Annotated in this window: 18 protein-coding genes; 15 read left to right on the forward strand and 3 right to left on the reverse strand. The window is 60.6% G+C overall.

Translation table 11 applies throughout. The features are described 5' to 3' along the window. The first annotated feature begins 51 nt into the window (after positions 1–51). The 4 genes from IE095_RS03745 (at position 52) to IE095_RS03760 (ending at position 5,314) form a co-directional block, all read left to right on the forward strand. Positions 52–354 carry a chorismate mutase gene (locus IE095_RS03745; protein ID WP_189410285.1) on the forward strand — a complete coding sequence of 101 codons (303 nt, stop codon included), beginning with the start codon at positions 52–54 and terminating at the stop codon, positions 352–354. Beyond that, complete coding sequence (folD, locus tag IE095_RS03750) at positions 351–1,241, forward strand: bifunctional methylenetetrahydrofolate dehydrogenase/methenyltetrahydrofolate cyclohydrolase FolD (protein WP_189410286.1); 891 nt, start codon at positions 351–353, stop codon at positions 1,239–1,241. Before IE095_RS03745 ends, folD begins: the two co-directional genes overlap by 4 nt. Before the next feature lie 97 nt (positions 1,242–1,338). Next, on the forward strand, positions 1,339–3,939 hold the full coding sequence (locus IE095_RS03755) for a DUF2793 domain-containing protein (protein WP_189410287.1): 2,601 nt from the start codon (positions 1,339–1,341) through the stop codon (positions 3,937–3,939). Positions 3,940–4,012: 73 nt separating this feature from the next. Then, positions 4,013–5,314: a UDP-glucose dehydrogenase family protein gene (locus IE095_RS03760; protein WP_189410288.1), complete on the forward strand. Its 1,302-nt coding sequence runs from the start codon at positions 4,013–4,015 to the stop codon at positions 5,312–5,314. Between the two features lie 8 nt (positions 5,315–5,322). On the opposite strand, the gene IE095_RS03765 is transcribed toward IE095_RS03760, so the two are convergent. Next, entirely contained in the window at positions 5,323–5,718 is a 396-nt protein-coding gene (locus tag IE095_RS03765) for a RidA family protein (protein ID WP_189410289.1), read from the reverse strand. A 295-nt stretch (positions 5,719–6,013) separates the two neighbouring features. On the opposite strand from IE095_RS03765, the gene IE095_RS03770 reads away from it, so the two are divergent. From IE095_RS03770 to IE095_RS03805, 8 genes are all read left to right on the forward strand, one after another. Next, a complete protein-coding gene (locus IE095_RS03770) occupies positions 6,014–6,952 on the forward strand; it encodes an ABC transporter substrate-binding protein (protein WP_229804476.1) in 939 nt (312 codons plus the stop codon). 57 nt (positions 6,953–7,009) lie between these two features. Further along, positions 7,010–7,771 carry an ABC transporter ATP-binding protein gene (locus tag IE095_RS03775; protein ID WP_229804482.1) on the forward strand — a complete coding sequence of 254 codons (762 nt, stop codon included), beginning with the start codon at positions 7,010–7,012 and terminating at the stop codon, positions 7,769–7,771. Continuing rightward, complete coding sequence (locus tag IE095_RS03780) at positions 7,768–8,619, forward strand: ABC transporter permease (protein WP_189410291.1); 852 nt, start codon at positions 7,768–7,770, stop codon at positions 8,617–8,619. Before IE095_RS03775 ends, IE095_RS03780 begins: the two co-directional genes overlap by 4 nt. Continuing rightward, positions 8,616–9,884 carry a cytosine deaminase gene (locus IE095_RS03785; protein WP_189410292.1) on the forward strand — a complete coding sequence of 423 codons (1,269 nt, stop codon included), beginning with the start codon at positions 8,616–8,618 and terminating at the stop codon, positions 9,882–9,884. The genes IE095_RS03780 and IE095_RS03785 overlap by 4 nt, the downstream gene beginning before the upstream one ends. Continuing rightward, complete coding sequence (locus IE095_RS03790; protein ID WP_189410293.1) at positions 9,881–11,272, forward strand: FAD-binding oxidoreductase; 1,392 nt, start codon at positions 9,881–9,883, stop codon at positions 11,270–11,272. Before IE095_RS03785 ends, IE095_RS03790 begins: the two co-directional genes overlap by 4 nt. A 118-nt stretch (positions 11,273–11,390) precedes the next feature. Beyond that, the gene (locus IE095_RS03795; protein WP_189410294.1) at positions 11,391–11,987 is read left to right on the forward strand and encodes an NAD(P)H-dependent oxidoreductase; all 597 of its coding nucleotides are present in this window, start codon (positions 11,391–11,393) and stop codon (positions 11,985–11,987) included. Positions 11,988–11,996: 9 nt separating this feature from the next. Further along, positions 11,997–12,791, forward strand: coding sequence for a creatininase family protein (locus IE095_RS03800; RefSeq protein ID WP_189410295.1), 795 nt, complete (start codon positions 11,997–11,999; stop codon positions 12,789–12,791). Positions 12,792–12,896: 105 nt separating this feature from the next. Further along, the gene (locus IE095_RS03805) at positions 12,897–13,850 is read left to right on the forward strand and encodes a helix-turn-helix transcriptional regulator (RefSeq protein WP_189410296.1); all 954 of its coding nucleotides are present in this window, start codon (positions 12,897–12,899) and stop codon (positions 13,848–13,850) included. Positions 13,851–14,129: 279 nt separating this feature from the next. On the opposite strand, the gene IE095_RS03810 is transcribed toward IE095_RS03805, so the two are convergent. Both IE095_RS03810 and rimO read right to left on the reverse strand, forming a co-directional pair. Continuing rightward, entirely contained in the window at positions 14,130–14,765 is a 636-nt protein-coding gene (locus IE095_RS03810) for a GNAT family N-acetyltransferase (protein WP_189410297.1), read from the reverse strand. Next, on the reverse strand, positions 14,762–16,141 hold the full coding sequence (gene rimO, locus IE095_RS03815) for a 30S ribosomal protein S12 methylthiotransferase RimO (RefSeq protein WP_189410298.1): 1,380 nt from the start codon (positions 16,139–16,141) through the stop codon (positions 14,762–14,764). The genes IE095_RS03810 and rimO overlap by 4 nt, the downstream gene beginning before the upstream one ends. 283 nt (positions 16,142–16,424) lie before the next feature. On the opposite strand from rimO, the gene IE095_RS03820 reads away from it, so the two are divergent. From IE095_RS03820 to IE095_RS03830, 3 genes are all read left to right on the forward strand, one after another. Then, complete coding sequence (locus tag IE095_RS03820) at positions 16,425–16,598, forward strand: class I SAM-dependent methyltransferase (protein ID WP_229804484.1); 174 nt, start codon at positions 16,425–16,427, stop codon at positions 16,596–16,598. Between the two features lies 1 nt (position 16,599). Beyond that, positions 16,600–17,196 (forward strand): hypothetical protein, encoded by a 597-nt coding sequence (locus IE095_RS03825; RefSeq protein ID WP_189410299.1) that lies wholly within the window; start codon positions 16,600–16,602, stop codon positions 17,194–17,196. A 130-nt stretch (positions 17,197–17,326) separates the two neighbouring features. Beyond that, positions 17,327–17,827, forward strand: coding sequence for a hypothetical protein (locus IE095_RS03830; protein ID WP_189410300.1), 501 nt, complete (start codon positions 17,327–17,329; stop codon positions 17,825–17,827). Positions 17,828–17,863 lie beyond the last annotated feature (36 nt).

Raw genomic sequence — 17,863 nt, forward strand, 5'->3', positions numbered from 1 at the left:
CCCGGCCTTGTCGCCCGCCTATGAAGCGGGCGACAAAGGCAAGGGTGACGCATGAAGACGGCAGCAGAATGCGACAGCATGGCGGATGTGCGGGTTGAAATTGACCGGCTGGACCGCGCGTTGGTGGCCCTTTTGGTGGAACGCGCGGGCTATATCGACCGGGCGGCGGCGATCAAGGCGGGCATCGGCTTGGCCGCGCGGCTGGACGACCGGGTGGAAGAAGTGGTCGCCAATGTGCGCGGCCATGCGGCGGGGCAGGGGCTTGACCCCGATCTGGCCGAAAGCCTGTGGCGGCGGCTGATCGACTGGTCGATTGCCCGCGAGGAAGAGAAATTGGGGAAGGGTTCGGAATGATGGCAAAGATCATTGACGGCAAGGCCTTTGCAGCACGGGTACGGGAACAGGTTGCGGCGCATGTCGCCCGGCTCAAGGAAGAGAATGGTCTTGTTCCCGGTCTGGCCGTGGTGCTGGTCGGTGAGGATCCGGCCTCCCAGGTCTATGTCGGCGCCAAGGGCAAGCAGACCGTCGAGGTCGGCATGAACTCCTACGAACACAAGCTGTCCGCCGACACGGACGAGGCGACCTTGCTTTCGCTTATCGACAAGCTGAACAACGACCCGGCGGTGCATGGCATTCTGGTGCAACTGCCGCTGCCCGGTCACTTAGACTCTGACCTTGTTATCAACAGCATCAACCCCGCCAAAGACGTCGATGGCTTTCACATTTCGAACGTGGGGCTGTTGGGAACGGGCCAAAAGGCGATGGTGCCTTGCACGCCCTTGGGCTGCCTGATGATGCTTCGCGATCATCATGGCTCGCTTTCGGGGATGAATGCGGTGGTGGTGGGGCGGTCCAACATCGTCGGCAAACCGATGGCGCAACTGCTGCTGGGCGACAGCTGCACCGTCACGATTGCCCATTCCCGCACCAAGGATCTGACCGCCGTCTGCCGCGGGGCGGATATCCTCGTCGCCGCCGTGGGACGGCCCGAGATGATCACGGGCGACATGGTAAAGCCGGGGGCCACGGTGATCGACGTGGGCATCAACCGGATCGAGCGGGACGGCAAAACCAAACTGGTTGGCGATGTCGATTTCGCCAGCGCCTCGGCCGTGGCGGGGGCGATTACCCCGGTGCCGGGTGGGGTCGGCCCGATGACAATTGCCTGCCTCTTGGCCAACACGCTGACCGCCGCCTGCCGCGCGAATGGTCTGGCGGAACCAAAGGGGCTGACGGCCTAGTGCGGGGTTGTTGCTTGCCCCAGCGCACGGTGGCTTAGATATGGATTAGGGCTGAACCTCTAGCTTCGCGGATCAATGGCGTTCTGCGGAGGTTCTGATGTCTGACCAAACGGCGATCCTGTCGCTGCCCCTGATTATGCCTTCACAGGCGCAAAAACACGTGACCCACAACGAGGCCTTGCGCCTCTTGGATGTGGCCGTTCAGCTGGCGGTAACAAACCGCACCCGCACGTTCCCCCCAGCCAACCCAACGGTGGGTGAGCGCTACATCATCTCGGACGGAGCCGAGGGCGCCTGGGCAGGAAAGTCAGCGCAAGTTGCGGTGTTTACCGCCGATGGCTGGGACTATGTCGCGCCAAAACCTGGCTGGCAGGCCTACATCACCGCCGAAGACGGAGTTGCCGTGTTCAACGGGGCCGCCTGGAGCATTGCAGGTATGTCCTCCGTCGTGTCGCAATTGGGAATCAACGCGACGGCCGATGCGACAAACCGCTTGACCATATCCGCGCCCGCAACATTGCTGAACCATGACGGGGCAGGTCATCAATTGAAGATCAACAAGACAGCCCCGGCCGAGTCGGCGAGCCTTATTTTTCAGACGGGTTTTTCGGGACGGGCAGAGATAGGGACGATGGGCAGCGACGGCTTCTCGCTGAAAGTCTCAGGCGATGGTGTCAGCTTCGCGACCGCGCTGTCTGCAACGTCTAGCGGGCAGTTGTCGCTGCCCGGTGGTGTTTTGGCCAATGGCTTTTCACTGCGCGACGGCAGCGATCCGACCAAGTCGGCCAGTTTCAACCTGTCTGGCCTGACAAGCGGTACAAACCGCAGCTATAGTTTGCCGAACACGAGCGGCGAATTGGCACTTTTGTCCGGCGTGCAAACCTTTACCGGTGCCAAGATTTTCGCGGCCAAAATTGGGACCGCCGCATCCACAAGCGGTTCTGCCGGGATCAATCTGGCGCCCGGTGTCGCACCGACGGCGCCCCTAGACGGCGATCTATGGGTCACGACGACAGGCGTATTTGCCCGGGTGGCCGGAGCCAACGTTCAACTCGACGGTGCTGTTGGGGGCACAGACCTCAGCTACACGGCGGCCAGCCGCTTGTTGGCCTCAAGTTCAGGTGCTGACGTTGTCCTGCCCTTGGCTGATGCCGGAAATGCCGGGCTAATGGCCGCCGGAGATTTCAGCAAATTGACAGGTATTGCCAGCGGTGCCACAGCGAACAGCACCGATGCCGCATTGCTGAGCCGATCCAACCATACAGGCAGCCAACCGCAATCGACTGTGACCAATCTGGTCGCTGATCTGGCCAACAAACAGCCATTGGACGGTGATCTTACCGCCTTGGCCGCAGTGACAGGCACCAATACGATCTACTATCGGAGCGGGATTGAGACTTGGTCACCTGTCGCCATTGGCGCAAATCTCAGCTTTGCCGGAGGCACTTTGTCGTCCACCGGCGGTGCTGTTTCGGATGGTGACAAGGGCGACGTTGTTGTTTCTGCGAATGGTGCCACTTGGACAGTGGAAAGCGCCAGCGGCAATTTTTTGGTCGCTGGATCGGCCAACGCTCAGATGTTGGGTCTGAACGCGACCCCCAGCCCCACCCGTCGGTTGGCGGTCAGCGCATCAGAAACCTTGCTGGCGCATGAAGGTGGCAGCCACAGCCTCTTGATCAACAAAAGCGGTGGCGCTTCGGACGCGGTTCTGCAACTTCAGTCGGCTGGCACCGCCCGGGCCGAACTGGGCTTGATCGGATCAAACGCATTTACGTTGCGAGCCTCGCCAGATGGCTCGGCTTGGAACGAGGGTTTGACCATGGCAAGTGATGGGGGGCTGACGATTGTCCATCCCTTGACATTTCCGGCCCAATCCACCCCTGCTACGCCAGTCGCAGGCAACATGGCGCTGTTTGCACGATCTGTTGCGGGAAGAATGTTGCCTGCTGTGATCGGCCCTTCTGGGCTTGATACAACCATCCAGGCACTGCTGGCGACGAACCGGGTGGGCATGTTCATGCCCAACGGCAACAGCACAACAGCGACCTCATTCGGAATAGCATACTCGACGCTCGGCACCGGTACGACACATAATTTTGCGACAACCAATCGCTATGCCCGTATGCGCGGTCTGGAATATTTGGTGACGACAGCGGCCACGTCGGCGGTTGTGGGGTTCCGCGGTGCGGCCGCGCAATGGACAGTGGGAGGCAGCAATCCCGGTGACGGTGGTTTCACGTCGATTTTGCGCTGGGGGCCCGCAACTGGCGTTGCCACCGCAACAAACCGCGCCTTCGCGGGTATGGGTTCGACCAGTGCCTCTACAGATGTCCAGCCCTCCAGCCTGCTGAACATCATCGGCATGGGTTGGGATTCAGCCGATGCAAATATCCAGATGATCCACAATGACGGCTCTGGAACCGCAACAAAGATAGATCTTGGCTCCAGCTTCCCGGTACCAATAACCGACCGCTCGGCTGTCTACGAGATCGCCCTTTTTTCGCCGCCGGGGCCCAGTCAGTCGGTGGGATATCGGGTCACCGATCTTCTCTCGGGCGCGCAGGCGAACGGTACGATTACAACCGATATTCCAACACTGGGGACAGCCATTACGCCGCATAGCTATTACTCGGTTGGGGGGACTTCCTCAGTCATTGGCATGAAAATTTTCAGCCACTACATCGAAACGGATTACTGACCCCCCTTTGACAGGGCGGGGGCCAGTTCCTAGACAGACCGGCGGGCAATGCCGCCCGCCGGAGGCTGGACAGATGCGAATCGCGATGATCGGAACGGGCTATGTCGGGCTGGTGTCCGGCGTCTGCTTTTCGGATTTTGGGCATGACGTGATCTGCGTCGACAAAGATCCCACCAAAATCGCGCGGCTCCAGTCCGGCGAGGTTCCGATTTTTGAACCTGGTCTTGAGGATCTGATGGCACGCAACGTGGCTGCCGGACGTCTGACCTTTACCACCGATTTGAAGGCTGCCGTCGATGGCGCGGGGGCGGTCTTTATCGCCGTCGGCACGCCCACGCGGCGGGGCGATGGCCATGCCGATTTGACCTATGTGATGGCCGCCGCCGAGGAAATCGGCGCAGCCTTGACCGATTATGCCGTTGTGGTCACGAAATCGACGGTTCCGGTGGGGACCAACCGCAAGGTGGCCGAGGCCGTCGGACGGCAGGCCAAGGTCGAATTTGATGTTGCGTCAAACCCCGAATTCCTGCGCGAAGGGGCGGCGATTGATGATTTCATGCGGCCCGACCGCGTGGTCGTAGGCGTGGAATCGGAGCCCGCGCGCAAGGTGATGGCGGATATCTACAAACCCCTATTCTTGCGCGAATTTCCGGTGGTTTATACCGGGCTGGAAACGGCCGAAATGATCAAATATGCGGCCAACGCTTTCCTTGCGACCAAAATCACCTTCATCAACGAAATTGCAGCCCTTTGCGAAAGGGTGGGGGCGGATGTGAAAGCCGTGTCGAAAGGCATGGGGCTAGATGGCCGCATCGGCGCGAAATTCCTGCATGCCGGGCCGGGTTACGGCGGCAGCTGTTTCCCCAAGGATACCAAGGCCCTCGCCCGCATCGGGCAAGAGGTGGGGGTGCCGATGCAGATCACCGAAACCGTGATCAAGGTGAACGAGGAAATCAAGCGGCGGATGATCGACAAGATCTTTGAGGCTTTGGATGGTGCGCCCGCCGGCAAGACAGTCGCCGTGCTGGGCGTGACCTTCAAACCCAACACCGACGACATGCGCGATGCTCCCAGCCTGACCATCGTGCCCGCTTTGGTGGGGGCAGGGGCCAAAGTCCGCGTCACCGACCCCGAAGGCCAGCGCGAGGGCGAGGCACTGCTGCCCGGCGTGAAATGGGTCGAAAACGCCTATCAGGCGGGGCAGGGGGCCGATCTTGTGGTGCTTCTGACCGAGTGGAACGAATTCCGCGCGTTGGATCTGGGTAAGCTGGCCCGCAAGATGAACGCGGCGCGGATGGTCGATTTGCGGAATGTTTATGACCGGGATGAGGTTCTGGCGGCGGGGTTCGTCGGGTTTGAAGGGGTGGGGCGGTAGGCCGGGGTTCACCCCGACTCTTTCGCGGCCGTCACCTCAACCTCCACCAGAAATTCGGCCCGCGTAAATCCGCTGACGATGACCAGCGTTGAGGCGGGCAAACGCTCCACCCCCGCCAGCCACGCATCCCTTGCGGCCATATAACCCGCCATATGCGCCCGGTCGGTGACATAGGCGTTGATACGGATCACATCAGCCGCACCCATCCCCGCCTCGGCCAAAATCGCCGCGCAGTTGGCAAAGCAGAGATCGGCCTGCGCGCGGGCACCCTCGGGCACGCTTTCATCGGCCGCGATGCCCAATTGCCCCGAGGTCACCACCAGCCGCGCGCCGGGCGAAACTTCGACCCCATGCGCATAGCGGGCAAAGGGCGGGCGGATCGTGGGTGGGTTCAACATGCGCATGGCGGCTCCGACTCAAGGGTGGTTCTTTTTGCCCCTCGACGCCGAAAATGGTGGCAAGTTCCGGCAAGTGGACACGCCTTTTCTGCCATGATGCCGGAAATTCGGGCAAGTCTCACCTCGTCGTGCATCTTTCTATAGCAAAACCACTCTGCCCGCCCCACAATTCACCCAATCGACTCGCCCATGGCCCGCGAAGGCCTAGCTTGAGGCGAAAAGACCAACAGCGGAGATTGCCCCAATGCTTGTCCAAAGATTGCTTTTGACGACCGGCCTTATTGCCCTTGGAACGACGGCCATGGCCCAGAACACCGCCGTCAAATTCGGCACAAACTGGGTGGCTCAGGCCGAACATGGCGGCTTTTATCAGGCCGCCGCCGATGGCACCTATGCCGCCTGCGGGCTGGATGTGACCATCGTTCCCGGTGGCCCGCAGGTGAACAACCGCGCCTCGCTTTTGGCGGGGCAGATCGAGTTTTCCATGGGCGGCTCGTCGCTGGATGCCTTTATGGCGGTGCAAGAGGGCGTGCCTGTCGTCGCCGTGTCGGCCATCTTCCAGAAAGACCCGCAGGTTATCGTCACCCACCCCGGCAAAGCCGAGACCTTTGCCGATCTGGTCAAGCTGGACAAACTGCTGATCGGTGACGCAGGGGTCATCACTTTCTGGGCCTGGATGCAAAAAGCCTATGGTTTCAAACCCGAACAGCGCGAGGTCTATACCTTCAGCGCTGCCCCCCTCATCGCCAATGAAAACTGGGGGATGCAGGGGTACCTCTCGTCAGAACCCTTCTTTGTCGAAAAGGAAACCGGCTGGAAACCCGATGTCTTCCTGATGGCCGACGCAGGCTATACCGCCTATTCGACGACCATCGAAACCATGGCCCCGACCATTGCTGAAAAGCCCGAGGTCGTGAAATGCTTCGTCGATGGTTCGGCCAAGGGCTGGTACAACTACCTGTATGGGGACAACACGGCGGCGAATGCGCTGATCAAAGCCGACAACCCGGAAATGTCGGATGAGGCGATTGCTTACGGCGTGAATGCCATGAAGGAATATGGGATCGTGGATTCCGGCGATACCGAAACCATGGGAATCGGCGCGATGACCGACGAAAAGATGGCCGACTTTTACGCCAAGATGGTTGAGGTTGGAGCCCTTCCTGAAGGTCTGGACATCAAGGCAGGCTATACCCTGCAATTCGTCAATCAGGGCGTAGGCCTTGATCTGAAACCCTGATGGGTTCTGCGGGCGGGGTATTCCCCCCGCCCGAATTTTGCAGTGACGGGTTGCGGGATGAGCGGCGAAGGGGCGGCCGTGTTGCAGATGCAGGGTGTGACCAAAGTGTTCAACGGGCAGGTCATGGCCTTGCAGGCGATGAACCTGACGGTGAATGAAGGCGATTTCATTTCGCTTCTGGGGCCTTCGGGCTGTGGCAAATCCACTGCCCTGCGGCTGATGGCGGGGCTGATGCCACCGACCCAGGGCCGGATCCTCTGGCCCGGCGGGCAAAGGCCGGGCGATCTGGGCGTCGTGTTTCAGGAACCCACGCTGATGCCTTGGGCGACGGTGGAAAAGAACGTCTGGCTGCCCCTGCGCCTGCGCGGCGAAAGCTTTGCCAGCGTCAAGGACCGGGTGCATGAGGCGCTGGCCTTGGTCGGACTGGACGGTTTCGCCGCGGCCTATCCCCGAGAATTGTCGGGCGGCATGAAAATGCGGGTCAGCATCGCGCGGGCGATGGTGACACGGCCAAGACTGATTCTGATGGACGAACCCTTTGCCGCCTTGGATGAAATCACCCGGCAAAAGCTGAACGACGACCTGCTGGCGATGAAGGCGCAGATTGGCTGCACGGTGATTTTCGTCACCCATTCCGTCTTTGAAAGCGTATTCCTGTCCGACCGGATCGTGGTGATGGCCGCCCGTCCCGGCCGGGTGGTGCAGGAAATTGCGGTGCCCGCCGCCACCCGCGACTTGGCGTTCCGCACCTCGGCCGAATATGCCGCTCTGACGCGGGATGTGTCCGGCGCCTTGGGTCACGCGATGGAGGCCGCATGACGATGGTTCTGGAAACCGCCACTCCGGTGGACAGCGACGAACTGGCCCGCGCCCAGATCGCCCGCCGCGACCGCATCATGCGCTGGCTGATCCCGGCGCTGGCCGTGGTGGCCAGCATCGGTGCTTGGGCGCTGTATGTCTGGGCCTATGACATCCCGCATTACCAACTGCCCAGCCCCGCCCGCGTCGCCAATCAGTTGCTGGTGGATTGGCAAATGCTGGGCGTGGCACTTTGGGTCACACTGAAAATCACCGCCATGGCCTTGGGCGTGGCCGTGCTGGGGGGTGTTGGCCTTGCCATCCTGTTCAACCAAAGCTCCACGGCAGAACGCATTTTCCTGCCCTATGCCGTCATCCTGCAAGTCACGCCGCTGATTGCCCTGGCCCCCCTGATCTTTCTGTATGTCGAGGCTCCGCTGGCCCGTGTTCTGATCTGCGCCTGGATCGTGGCCTTCTTTCCGATCCTGTCCAACACCACCCTTGGCCTGAAATCGACGGATCACAACCTGACCGACCTGTTCCAGATTTACAGGGCCAGCCGCTGGCAACGCCTGATTCATCTGCAACTGCCCTGGGCCTTGCCCTATTTCCTGGGCGGCCTGCGCATCGCGGGCGGCCTGTCGCTGGTGGGCGCGATTGTCGCCGAATATGTCGTGGGCATTTCCGGCACCTCTTCCGGCCTCGCCTTCCGCATCTTGGAGGCGTCGTATCGCCTGAACGTCCCCCGCATGTTCGCCGCCATGATCCTTGTCGCCGTTGTGGGCGTCCTGATCTATGCAGCGACCTCGGCCCTGTCTTGGGCGCTTCTGCACAAATGGCATGAATCAGCGATCCGGCGGGAAAGATGACCGATTTCATGCAACTGCCCCACGGGGCCTATACGCTGGAAAATGTGACGGTCCCCGCCTGCCTGCTGGGCCTGCCCGGCGATCTGATCCGCACGAATATCTCGGTATCGGGCGGGGCCATCGCCGCCGAACAGCCCATGGGGCTGGATATGAAGGGGGCGATGGTTCTGCCCTGTTTTGTCGACATGCACAGCCATCTGGACAAGGGCCATATCTGGCCCCGCTCGCCCAACCCCGATGGCACTTTCATGGGCGCGCTCACCACCGTCCGCGCCGACAGCGCCGCCCGCTGGACCGCCGCCGATGTCCGCCGCCGCATGGATTTTTCCCTGCGCACAGCCTTTGCCCATGGCACGCGGGCGATCCGCACCCATCTCGACAGCGCCCCGCCGCAAGACGACATCTCTTGGCCCGTCTTTGCCGAAATGCGCGACGAATGGGCGGGGCGGATGGATCTGCAAGCCGTCTGCCTGATTGGGTGTGAGGGCTTTTCCACCGATGGCCCGTTCCGCCAAACCGCTGATCTGGTGGCCCGCCATCGCGGCGTTCTGGGCATGGTCACCTATCCCGTTCCCGACATCGCCCTGCGCATTCGCCAATTCCTGCAAATGGCCGGTGAACGCGGCCTTTCCGTTGATTTCCATGTCGATGAAACCCTGGACCATACCTCCAACACCCTGCGTGAAATTGCCGAGGCGGTGATCGAAACCGGCTTTGCCGCCCCCGTTGTGGTGGGCCATTGCTGTTCCGTTTCTGCCATGGACGAAGCCACCGCGATGGACACGCTGGACCTTGTGGCCAAGGCCGGGCTGAACGTCGTCAGCCTGCCGATGTGCAATCTTTATCTGCAAGACCGCCATGCCGCCCGCACGCCGCGTATGCGTGGCATCACCCTTGTCCACGAGATGCGCGTCCGCGATATCAACGTCAGCTTTGCCTCCGACAACACCCGCGACCCGTTCTATGCCTATGGCGATATGGATATGCTGGAGGTGCTGCGCGAGGCGACGCGCATCGGCCATCTGGACCATTCCGCGCCGGATTGGGTGCAATCCATCCTGTCGAACCCTGCCCAAGCCTGCGGCTTTAAGGCCCCTTCGCTCGCCATCGGTGCCCCCGCCGATCTGGTGATCTTCAAGGCCCGCGATTGGTCAGAACTGCTGTCCCGCCCGCAATCCGACCGCATCGTCCTGCGCGGCGGCGAACAGATCGACCGGACCTTGCCCGACTATGCCGAACTTGATGATTTGATGGACCGCCCATGAACCTGCAAGCCTTTCGCGCCGAATTGGCCGATCTGGAGATTGACGACAACCCCACTAGCATCCGCGCCAAAAGCCGCGATTTCTTTTGGTATTCCCCGGTGCTGAAGGCCCGGATGGACCACCTGACCGCCGATCTGGTCATCTCTCCCCGCGATGAGGCCGAGGTGATCCGCATCCTGCGCGCCGCGTTCGCCCATGACGCGCCGGTCACCGTGCGCGGTTCTGGCACGGGCAATTACGGGCAGGCCATGCCGATGCGGGGCGGCGTGGTCCTGCACATGAAAAATATGACCGCAGTCAAATCTGTGCATCCGGGCCGGGTGATCGTGGAACCCGGCTGCCTCATCAAGGATCTGGACGCCGCCACCCGCAAACATTCGGGGCAGGAATTGCGGATGCATCCCTCCACCTGGGCCACGGCGACCATCGGCGGCTTTATCGGCGGCGGCTCGGGGGGCGTGGGGTCCGTCACCTGGGGCGTTCTGCGCGACCTAGGCAACATCCTGCGCCTGCGCGTGGTGACGATGGAGGCCGAGCCGCGCGTGCTGGAATTTACGGGCGAAGAACTGCACCGCGTCAGCCACGCCTATGGCACGAATGGCATCATCACCGAAGTCGAAATGCCCCTCGCCCCGGCCTATGACTGGGTGGAAATCTTTGTCACCCTGCCCGATTGGGATCAGGCCGTGGCGCTGGCGGGGGGGCTGGCCGATCAGGACGGCATTCTGAAAAAGCTGATCTCGGTCTATGAAGCGCCGACCGCCAAGGATTACTTCCAGCGCGTCGCCCCCCATGTCGATGCGGCGGATCACTTGCTGGGGCTGATGATCGCGCCGCAGTCGATGGATGGTTTTCTGACCTTTCTCGCCCGCTTTCCCAGTGCCAAGGTCATCTTCCGCAGCGATGCCCATGACTGGCCGCGCGAACCGGGGGCGGTGTTTGAATATGGCTGGAACCACACCACCCTGCGGGCGCTGAAGGTGGACCCCTCAATCACCTATCTGCAAGTGCGCTATGCGCCGGGGGATTATGCGGCGCAGATCGCCGCCATCCGCGCCCAGTTTCCCGGTGAGTTGATCCAGCATCTGGAAGCGATGCGCGAAAACGGGCGCTCAATGTTCGCGGGCCTGACCTTGGTGAAATTCACCAGCGAGGAACGCCTCGACGCCATCATCAAAGCGCATGAGGCTGCGGGGGCGATGATCTTCAACCCGCACCGCTATACGCTAGAGGAAGGCGGACGGCAGTCGGTCGATTCCGTTCAACTGGATTTCAAACGGCAGGCGGACCCAAAGGGATTGCTCAATCCCGGCAAGATGATCACCTGGGACAGGCCCGATTGGGACTATGCCCGTATGTATGACTATGCCGATATGCGCCGGGCCTAGCGCGCAAAAAGGGCAAGGAAAGACGTTCGGATCATCCAAACACCCTGTGGATAGGTGCGATCCGGACAAGCGGCGCGGCTATTCTGCCACGTTGCAACGACAGTGAGAGGCTTTAGCAATGAAGGCGTTGGTGGTGTTTTGCCATCCCTGCAAGGACAGTTTCAACAAGGGCATCCTTGATTTGGTCATGGGTAAGTTACAGGCAAAAGGGGCCGAGGTTCGGCTGCATGATCTCTATGGCAGCGGTTTTTCCCCAGTCCTGACTTGGGACGAATGGAAGGGCTATCTGACCTGCCCCGACAACCTCGCCCCCGTCGCGCAAGAGGTGCAAGATCTGCGTTGGTGCGACACGCTGATCTTTGTCTATCCCACTTGGTGGTATGGCTTGCCGGCGATGCTGAAAGGTTGGTTGGACCGCGTGCTCTTGCCCGATGTCGCCTTTATGATGCCCGATGCGCAGAACAAAAACATCCGCCCCGGATTGCGCCATATCGAACGGTTGGGCGTCTTTACCACCTGCGGTGCAAGCTGGTTCTTGACCCAAGTTGTCGGCGCGCCCGGCAAGCGCACCCTGACGCGCGGGGTGGGCTTTCTGTGCAAGCCTTGGAAGAAACGGGCCTTTGCGGCCCATTACCGTATGGACAGTTCCACCCCCGAAAGCCGCGCCAAGCATCTGACACGGGTCGGGGCGAAACTGGACCGCTTGCTGCGCTAGGGGAAGAACATGACTGCCAGAAACTGGACTGACCTCCGCGCTCCCGAGTTCGTCGATATCTCACCAGAGACCATCGCGATCCTGCCCGTGGCCGCCGTCGAACAACACGGGCCCCATTTGCCCGTCGGTACCGACACGCTGATCGCCAAGGGGCTTCTGGATGAAGTGCGGCAGCAATGCCCCTCCGATCTGAACCTGCTGATCCTGCCCATCCAAACCATCGGCAAATCCAACGAACATCTTTGGGCGCAGGGAACGCTGACCCTGACCGCCGAAACCGCGCTGAAGGCTTGGGTCGAAATCGGCCTCTCCATCGCCCGCGCGGGCATTAAAAAGCTGATCATCGTCAACAGCCATGGCGGCAATGCTGACCTTATCTCGATCATCGCCCGCGAATTGCGCGTGCAGGCAGGGATGCAGGTCGTCCGTCTGGGCTGGACGGCCCTTGGCCTGCCCGAGGGGCTGTATTCCGAACGGGAAACCCGCTTTGGCATCCATGGCGGCGACTTTGAAACCTCGCTCTTGCTGCATTTCCGCCCCGAAACTGTAGACATGACCCAAGTCCGCGATTTCCCCTCCACAGCCGAAACCGCCACCATTTCCCCCATCGGTCCCATCGCGTTGGGATGGGTCTCCTCTGACCTGAATCCGGCGGGCGTGGTGGGCGAGGCGCATCTGGCCACGGCCGACAAGGGCCGCGCCACCGCCCGCCATTTGGCGCAGGCTTTCCTGACGCTTGCAAGGCAGCTTCAAGACCTGCCATCGGACGGTTTTGCCTCCGCCGACACGCCTCCAAGCCTTTAGTCGCGGTTTCCAAAGTGTTTTCAGGGCTTGACGTCTGGACCGCCGACCGCAACCATTGCAACGGGCAATTGTTCGTCTGCCCGTCCGTAAACGTTGCAGGTGTTGATGTTCGATTATCGGTTCATGCGCCATACCGGCCAGTCCATTGCTGCGGGTCGCCGCAATTCGCTGATGTTTGGGGCTTTGCAGTCCCTGTCCCTTCCGGACGAGGCCGGTCAGATCGACATTGCCGCGCTGCAATTGGGAACCGACGGGCCCAAGGTCGTGCGCCTGCAATCCAGCGGCCATCAGGTCGATTTGACCGAAGACAATTGCACCACCTTGCTGCTGCCGCGGCGTGGTCGCCTGTCGTCGCGTCTGGGCGATGCGCAATGGCACGCCGCACAAAGCAACGGGCTGCTGTTCGGTCCGACCACCCGGTCGACCCAAGTCATCGGACCTTTCGACGCCTTCGCGCTGGTTTTCCCGCATGAGGCCCTGCTGCGCGCCTTGGCCGGTTCGGTTCGCCTGCCGGACGGTCTGAATTTTCGCGCCGAGGCCCCCGGTCTGGCGCGGATGTTCCGCCTGCTGGCCGATATTCATGATCTGACGGGCGACAATGACGCGGGCCTTCCCCCCGCAAAGGCGGCGCAGGGTCTGGCCGCCATGACCAGCGATGGGCTGGTCGACCTTATTCTGGGGCAAACCGAAGGCGATCTGCCCGACCGCCAGCCGCGTTCCCATCGCCACCGCGTGCTTTTGGCCGAAGAGATCATGCGGACCCGCGCCGCAGAGCCGCTGTCCATGGCCGAAATCGCCCGCAATCTGGGCATCAGCCTGCGCAGCCTGCAACTGGCCTTTCAGCAGGTCCGCCATATGGGGCCGCGCGATGCCCTGAACCGCATCCGTCTGGACATGGCGCATCACCGGCTGCTTTGTGCCCAGCATGGCGATACCGTCACCAGCATCGCTTTGGATTGCGGCGTGTCGCATGTCAGCCGCTTTGCCGCAGCCTATCGGCAGTCTTTCGGGGAATATCCTGCGGAAACCTTGTCGGAAGCCTTGCGTCGGTCCGCTTGAGGGCAGGCTGAGGGCGACCCTGGGGAGACCGCCCTCATACCCCATCCACTCGCTAACAAAGCAGCACTGCGGCCCGCCGGTCTTTCCCCTGGGTCGGATCGAACCGGGACAAGCCCCGCAGATGATTCAGGCATAAGGCAAGGCCTGCGGGCCTGACTATCCATTTCGCGCAAAAGGATAGAATGTCAGGAAAAAATGCGCGCAAAAGGTTAGCGGTAACGATTGTGTAACAAGTGCATCTGATGTGGTGAAAAGCCAGTAGAAGCGGCATTGCCGCGCTTAGCGTGTCAAAAAAGCTAGCATGGCAAACGCTATCAAGCCTGCAATACAAAGCATGTTAAAGCCATATCCCAGCCGGTGCTTCCATCCCCACTTGATCAGCCTCATATCATTACGGACCGGAGCAGCATGGGGGATTGTATTTGCGAGCCTTTTTGCATGAAGCGCCGCTGCGGCAGGAATAGCCGCACCTGCGAAGAGTTTGGTTGAAGCGATGTTCGGGCACCATACCACAGCTTGTATCAAAGTGGTTCCGGTCGACTGCGCCCAGTTCAGCGCCGCGTCTAAAAGTGCGGTTCCAAGCCCCTGACGACGATGATCAGAACGAACGAAGATATCCATGATGTCGACTGTCCGGTCATGTGCGTTCTGTGCTTTTATCTGGTTGTGCTGAGCCAAGCACACATAGCCGATTGGTCCGTTCCCTTCGTCCCAGACAAAGCAAACGGCAGTGGAACCTTCGATCTTTCGTTGATTTGCAGCCGCGATCAGCCAACGCGACCAGCGGTTAAAATCGTCGGCTGGACCAAAATGGTCAGGCTGTCGAGACTGGTGCTCGGCATGGGTCTCACGTTGAAAAGCCAGCAAATCCGGCAGGTCTTTTGGGCTTATGGGGCGAATTGCCGACGCAGTCACACCCGCCGCCCCCACAGGTCATATTCCCCGGCCTCTTCGACCGTCACCTTGACGATATCCCCCGGCACAAGCCCTTCGAATCCCTCGTCAATGAACAGGTTGCCGTCGATTTCCGGCGCATCGGCCTTGGTGCGGCAGGTGGCCCCTTCGTCGTCCACCTCGTCCACGATCACATCGATGGTCCGGCCGACTTTGGCCGCCAGCTTTGCCTCGGAAATGGCTTGCGCCTTTTCCATGAAACGGTCCCAGCGGTCTTGCTTCACCTCGGCAGGCACATGGTCGGGCAGGTCATTTGACCGGGCCCCGGCGACGTTTTCATACTGGAAGCAGCCGACGCGATCCAGTTGCGCCTCGTCCAGCCAGTCCAGAAGGGTCTGGAATTCGGCCTCCGTCTCGCCCGGATAGCCTACGATAAAGGTGGATCGCAGGGTGATGTCGGGGCAGGCGGCCCGCCAGGCGGCGATTTCGTCCAGCGTTTTCGCCGCCGCCGCGGGGCGGGCCATGCGGCGCAGAACATCGGGATGGGCGTGTTGGAAGGGGATGTCGAGATAGGGCAGGATCAACCCCTCGGCCATCAGGGGGATCAGGTCGCGGACATGGGGGTAAGGGTAGACATAATGTAGGCGGACCCAAGCACCCAACTGGCCCATTTCGCGGGCCAGATCGGTGATATGGGCGCGGACATCGCGGTCTTTCCACTGGGACAGGTCATGCTTCCGGTCCACCCCGTAGGCGCTGGTATCCTGGCTGATCACTAGCAGTTCCTTGACGCCGGCCTGCACCAGTTTTTCCGCCTCGCGCAGCACGGCATGGGCCGGGCGTGAAACAAGACGGCCGCGCATGTCAGGGATGATGCAGAATTTGCACTTGTGATTGCAGCCTTCGGAGATTTTCAGATAGCTGTAATGGCGGGGGGTCAGGGTCACGCCGCTGGCGGGCAGCAGGTCGATGAATGGGTCGGGTGAGGGCGGGACCGCCCCGTGAACGGCATCCAGAACCGCCTCATATTGGTGCGGGCCTGTCACGGCCATCACTTTGGGATGGGCCCCGGTGATGTAATCCGGCTCGGCCCCCAGACAACCCGTCACGATGACCTTGCCGTTTTCCCGCAGGGCCTCGCCAATCGCTTCCAGAGACTCGGCCTTGGCCGAGTCCAGGAAGCCGCAGGTGTTCACGATGACCGCGTCGGCCCCCTGATAGTCCGGGCTGATCGCGTAGCCCTCGGCCCGCAGGCGGGTCAGGATGCGTTCGCTGTCCACCAGGGCCTTGGGGCAGCCGAGGGAGACCATGCCGATGGTGGGCTGCCCCTCCCGACGGGTATCGGGAACGAAGGAACGGGCGAGGTCTGGCCGGAGGCTGGGCGGGTTCTGGGTCATGCGCTGGATATACAAGGGAATCGGGGGGCGGGAAAGGGGAGGGTTTTCACGCGTGAAATGGGGATTAGGTAATTGATATTGTTGATTTATGCAATATTTTGAATGTGTTTAACGCCCCACCCCATCCCTCTCCCACAGCGGGGCGGAGGGGGCTGCGCCGAACTTTGGTCGCGCGGTGGGTTGGGGGGCTTTGGTCGCATCGCCCGGCTTGACCCCCGCCCTGCACCCGTTAGGGTTGGCTTAACCCCGCCGTGCTAGGATGGGGACAAGCATCGGGGCGGGCATGACCAATCATCTGTATTACGGCGACAACCTGAAGGTTCTGCGCGACAGCATCCGCGATGAAAGCGTCGATCTGATCTATCTGGACCCGCCGTTCAATTCCAACGCCAGCTATAGCGTGCTGCTCAAAGGCCCCAGCGGCACCGAATCCGCCGCGCAGATTGAGGCGTTTTAGTATGAGGACTTCATTTCTTGCTGCGGGAATAACGACCTGTTTTGCACTTGCTTCCGTGCAGGCTGTCGCTTCTACCAAAGAACTTGAAAGCGCGATCTATCAAGTGATTCCTTTCAATGAAGAACCCTACGTCTCTTTGGATATGCGCAAGGCATATGTGATCGCATTGCTTGCATATTGGAACAGTTTCGATAGTCGAGTTCCGCGCTTGTCTCCCTCTGAGAACGATTGGATCAAACAAGAGTTAGGCGCGCAAGGTGAGCGTCTAAACGGCGCGATCAACTCCCGTGAATATGCGTTGTTTTCGCTATCGCTGGACATTGATAGCTGCGTTTCTACACTGAAAAAGCTGAATGAAGCATACGCTGATTCAGTCAAGGCGGAGACGGAAATGTTCCTTTGGCTTGGTATGGTGAAATGCTACGGTCGTATTGACAAAATGATGATCGACTTGCGGCGGGCCGAATTATCAGATGGTCGCTATGATGGTGCTTTCTATACTATCGGTTCTTCGCTTATCATGAATGTCTTGTTGGATAAGGTCATTCCGTCGGCAATGGCTGACACAATGGGCTGGACTATAAGCGCGAACGAATGAGCGCACCGGTTAGGGTTGGCTTAACCCCCAACCGGCGAGGGTGGGATAAGGCGGCGCAGGGAGTGTTGGATTTTTGAGTGAGCAAAAGCCCAACGTCCGCCCCGCCTTCCCCGGCGATGATTGGGCTGAGTTGCGCAATGCAATGGCAATGCATGCTGTGTCGCAGATACAGATGATTTCTGTGATGGTCGCGCAGGATTACCGTACGGCGATCGAGATTGTCGGGGCAAAGCAAGACCCTGTGGCCTTGGCTTTGGAGGCGGATAACCGCTTTAATGTGTTTCTTTTTCTGCCAGCGCATGGGCATCTGGCGGCGTTCTGGCGGCGGCACACCAACAGACTTGCACCGCCCAACGAAGCCTCACGGGATCGGGTCAATCTGCTTTGCGACGAATTTCACGACTGGCTGAAGTATGAGGTCAATCGTTGGTGGCTGGGCAAGGGGCGGCTGATCCGGCGTTTTGCCGTGCTTCTGGCTCGGTGGAATCGTGTGAACATGCTTGAACTGGAAGAGCAGATGATGATGGAACTGACCGAGTTGTATCCACTGCCGCGCCCGGATACGGACGATTTCTTTGACAATCCGGCGCGCTTCTCGCCGTATCCTGATGTAAAGCGCAACGGAGGTTGATGGGCCGATGGCCCATCCTACGGGCGCATTTTATGC

It is taken from the genome of Neogemmobacter tilapiae (genome assembly GCF_014652215.1).
GTDB classification, from domain to species: domain Bacteria; phylum Pseudomonadota; class Alphaproteobacteria; order Rhodobacterales; family Rhodobacteraceae; genus Neogemmobacter; species Neogemmobacter tilapiae.

Excerpts from the sequence above, each read along its gene's own strand:
- IE095_RS03745 (WP_189410285.1), top strand. The coding sequence starts at position 52 with ATGAAGACGGCAGCAGAATGCGACAGCATGGCGGATGTGCGGGTTGAA.
- folD (WP_189410286.1), top strand. The coding sequence starts at position 351 with ATGATGGCAAAGATCATTGACGGCAAGGCCTTTGCAGCACGGGTACGG.
- IE095_RS03755 (WP_189410287.1), top strand. The coding sequence starts at position 1,339 with ATGTCTGACCAAACGGCGATCCTGTCGCTGCCCCTGATTATGCCTTCA.
- IE095_RS03760 (WP_189410288.1), top strand. The coding sequence starts at position 4,013 with ATGCGAATCGCGATGATCGGAACGGGCTATGTCGGGCTGGTGTCCGGC.
- IE095_RS03765 (WP_189410289.1), bottom strand. The coding sequence starts at position 5,718 with ATGCGCATGTTGAACCCACCCACGATCCGCCCGCCCTTTGCCCGCTAT.
- IE095_RS03770 (WP_229804476.1), top strand. The coding sequence starts at position 6,014 with ATGGCCCAGAACACCGCCGTCAAATTCGGCACAAACTGGGTGGCTCAG.
- IE095_RS03775 (WP_229804482.1), top strand. The coding sequence starts at position 7,010 with ATGAGCGGCGAAGGGGCGGCCGTGTTGCAGATGCAGGGTGTGACCAAA.
- IE095_RS03780 (WP_189410291.1), top strand. The coding sequence starts at position 7,768 with ATGACGATGGTTCTGGAAACCGCCACTCCGGTGGACAGCGACGAACTG.
- IE095_RS03785 (WP_189410292.1), top strand. The coding sequence starts at position 8,616 with ATGACCGATTTCATGCAACTGCCCCACGGGGCCTATACGCTGGAAAAT.
- IE095_RS03790 (WP_189410293.1), top strand. The coding sequence starts at position 9,881 with ATGAACCTGCAAGCCTTTCGCGCCGAATTGGCCGATCTGGAGATTGAC.
- IE095_RS03795 (WP_189410294.1), top strand. The coding sequence starts at position 11,391 with ATGAAGGCGTTGGTGGTGTTTTGCCATCCCTGCAAGGACAGTTTCAAC.
- IE095_RS03800 (WP_189410295.1), top strand. The coding sequence starts at position 11,997 with ATGACTGCCAGAAACTGGACTGACCTCCGCGCTCCCGAGTTCGTCGAT.
- IE095_RS03805 (WP_189410296.1), top strand. The coding sequence starts at position 12,897 with ATGTTCGATTATCGGTTCATGCGCCATACCGGCCAGTCCATTGCTGCG.
- rimO (WP_189410298.1), bottom strand. The coding sequence starts at position 16,141 with ATGACCCAGAACCCGCCCAGCCTCCGGCCAGACCTCGCCCGTTCCTTC.
- IE095_RS03820 (WP_229804484.1), top strand. The coding sequence starts at position 16,425 with ATGACCAATCATCTGTATTACGGCGACAACCTGAAGGTTCTGCGCGAC.
- IE095_RS03825 (WP_189410299.1), top strand. The coding sequence starts at position 16,600 with ATGAGGACTTCATTTCTTGCTGCGGGAATAACGACCTGTTTTGCACTT.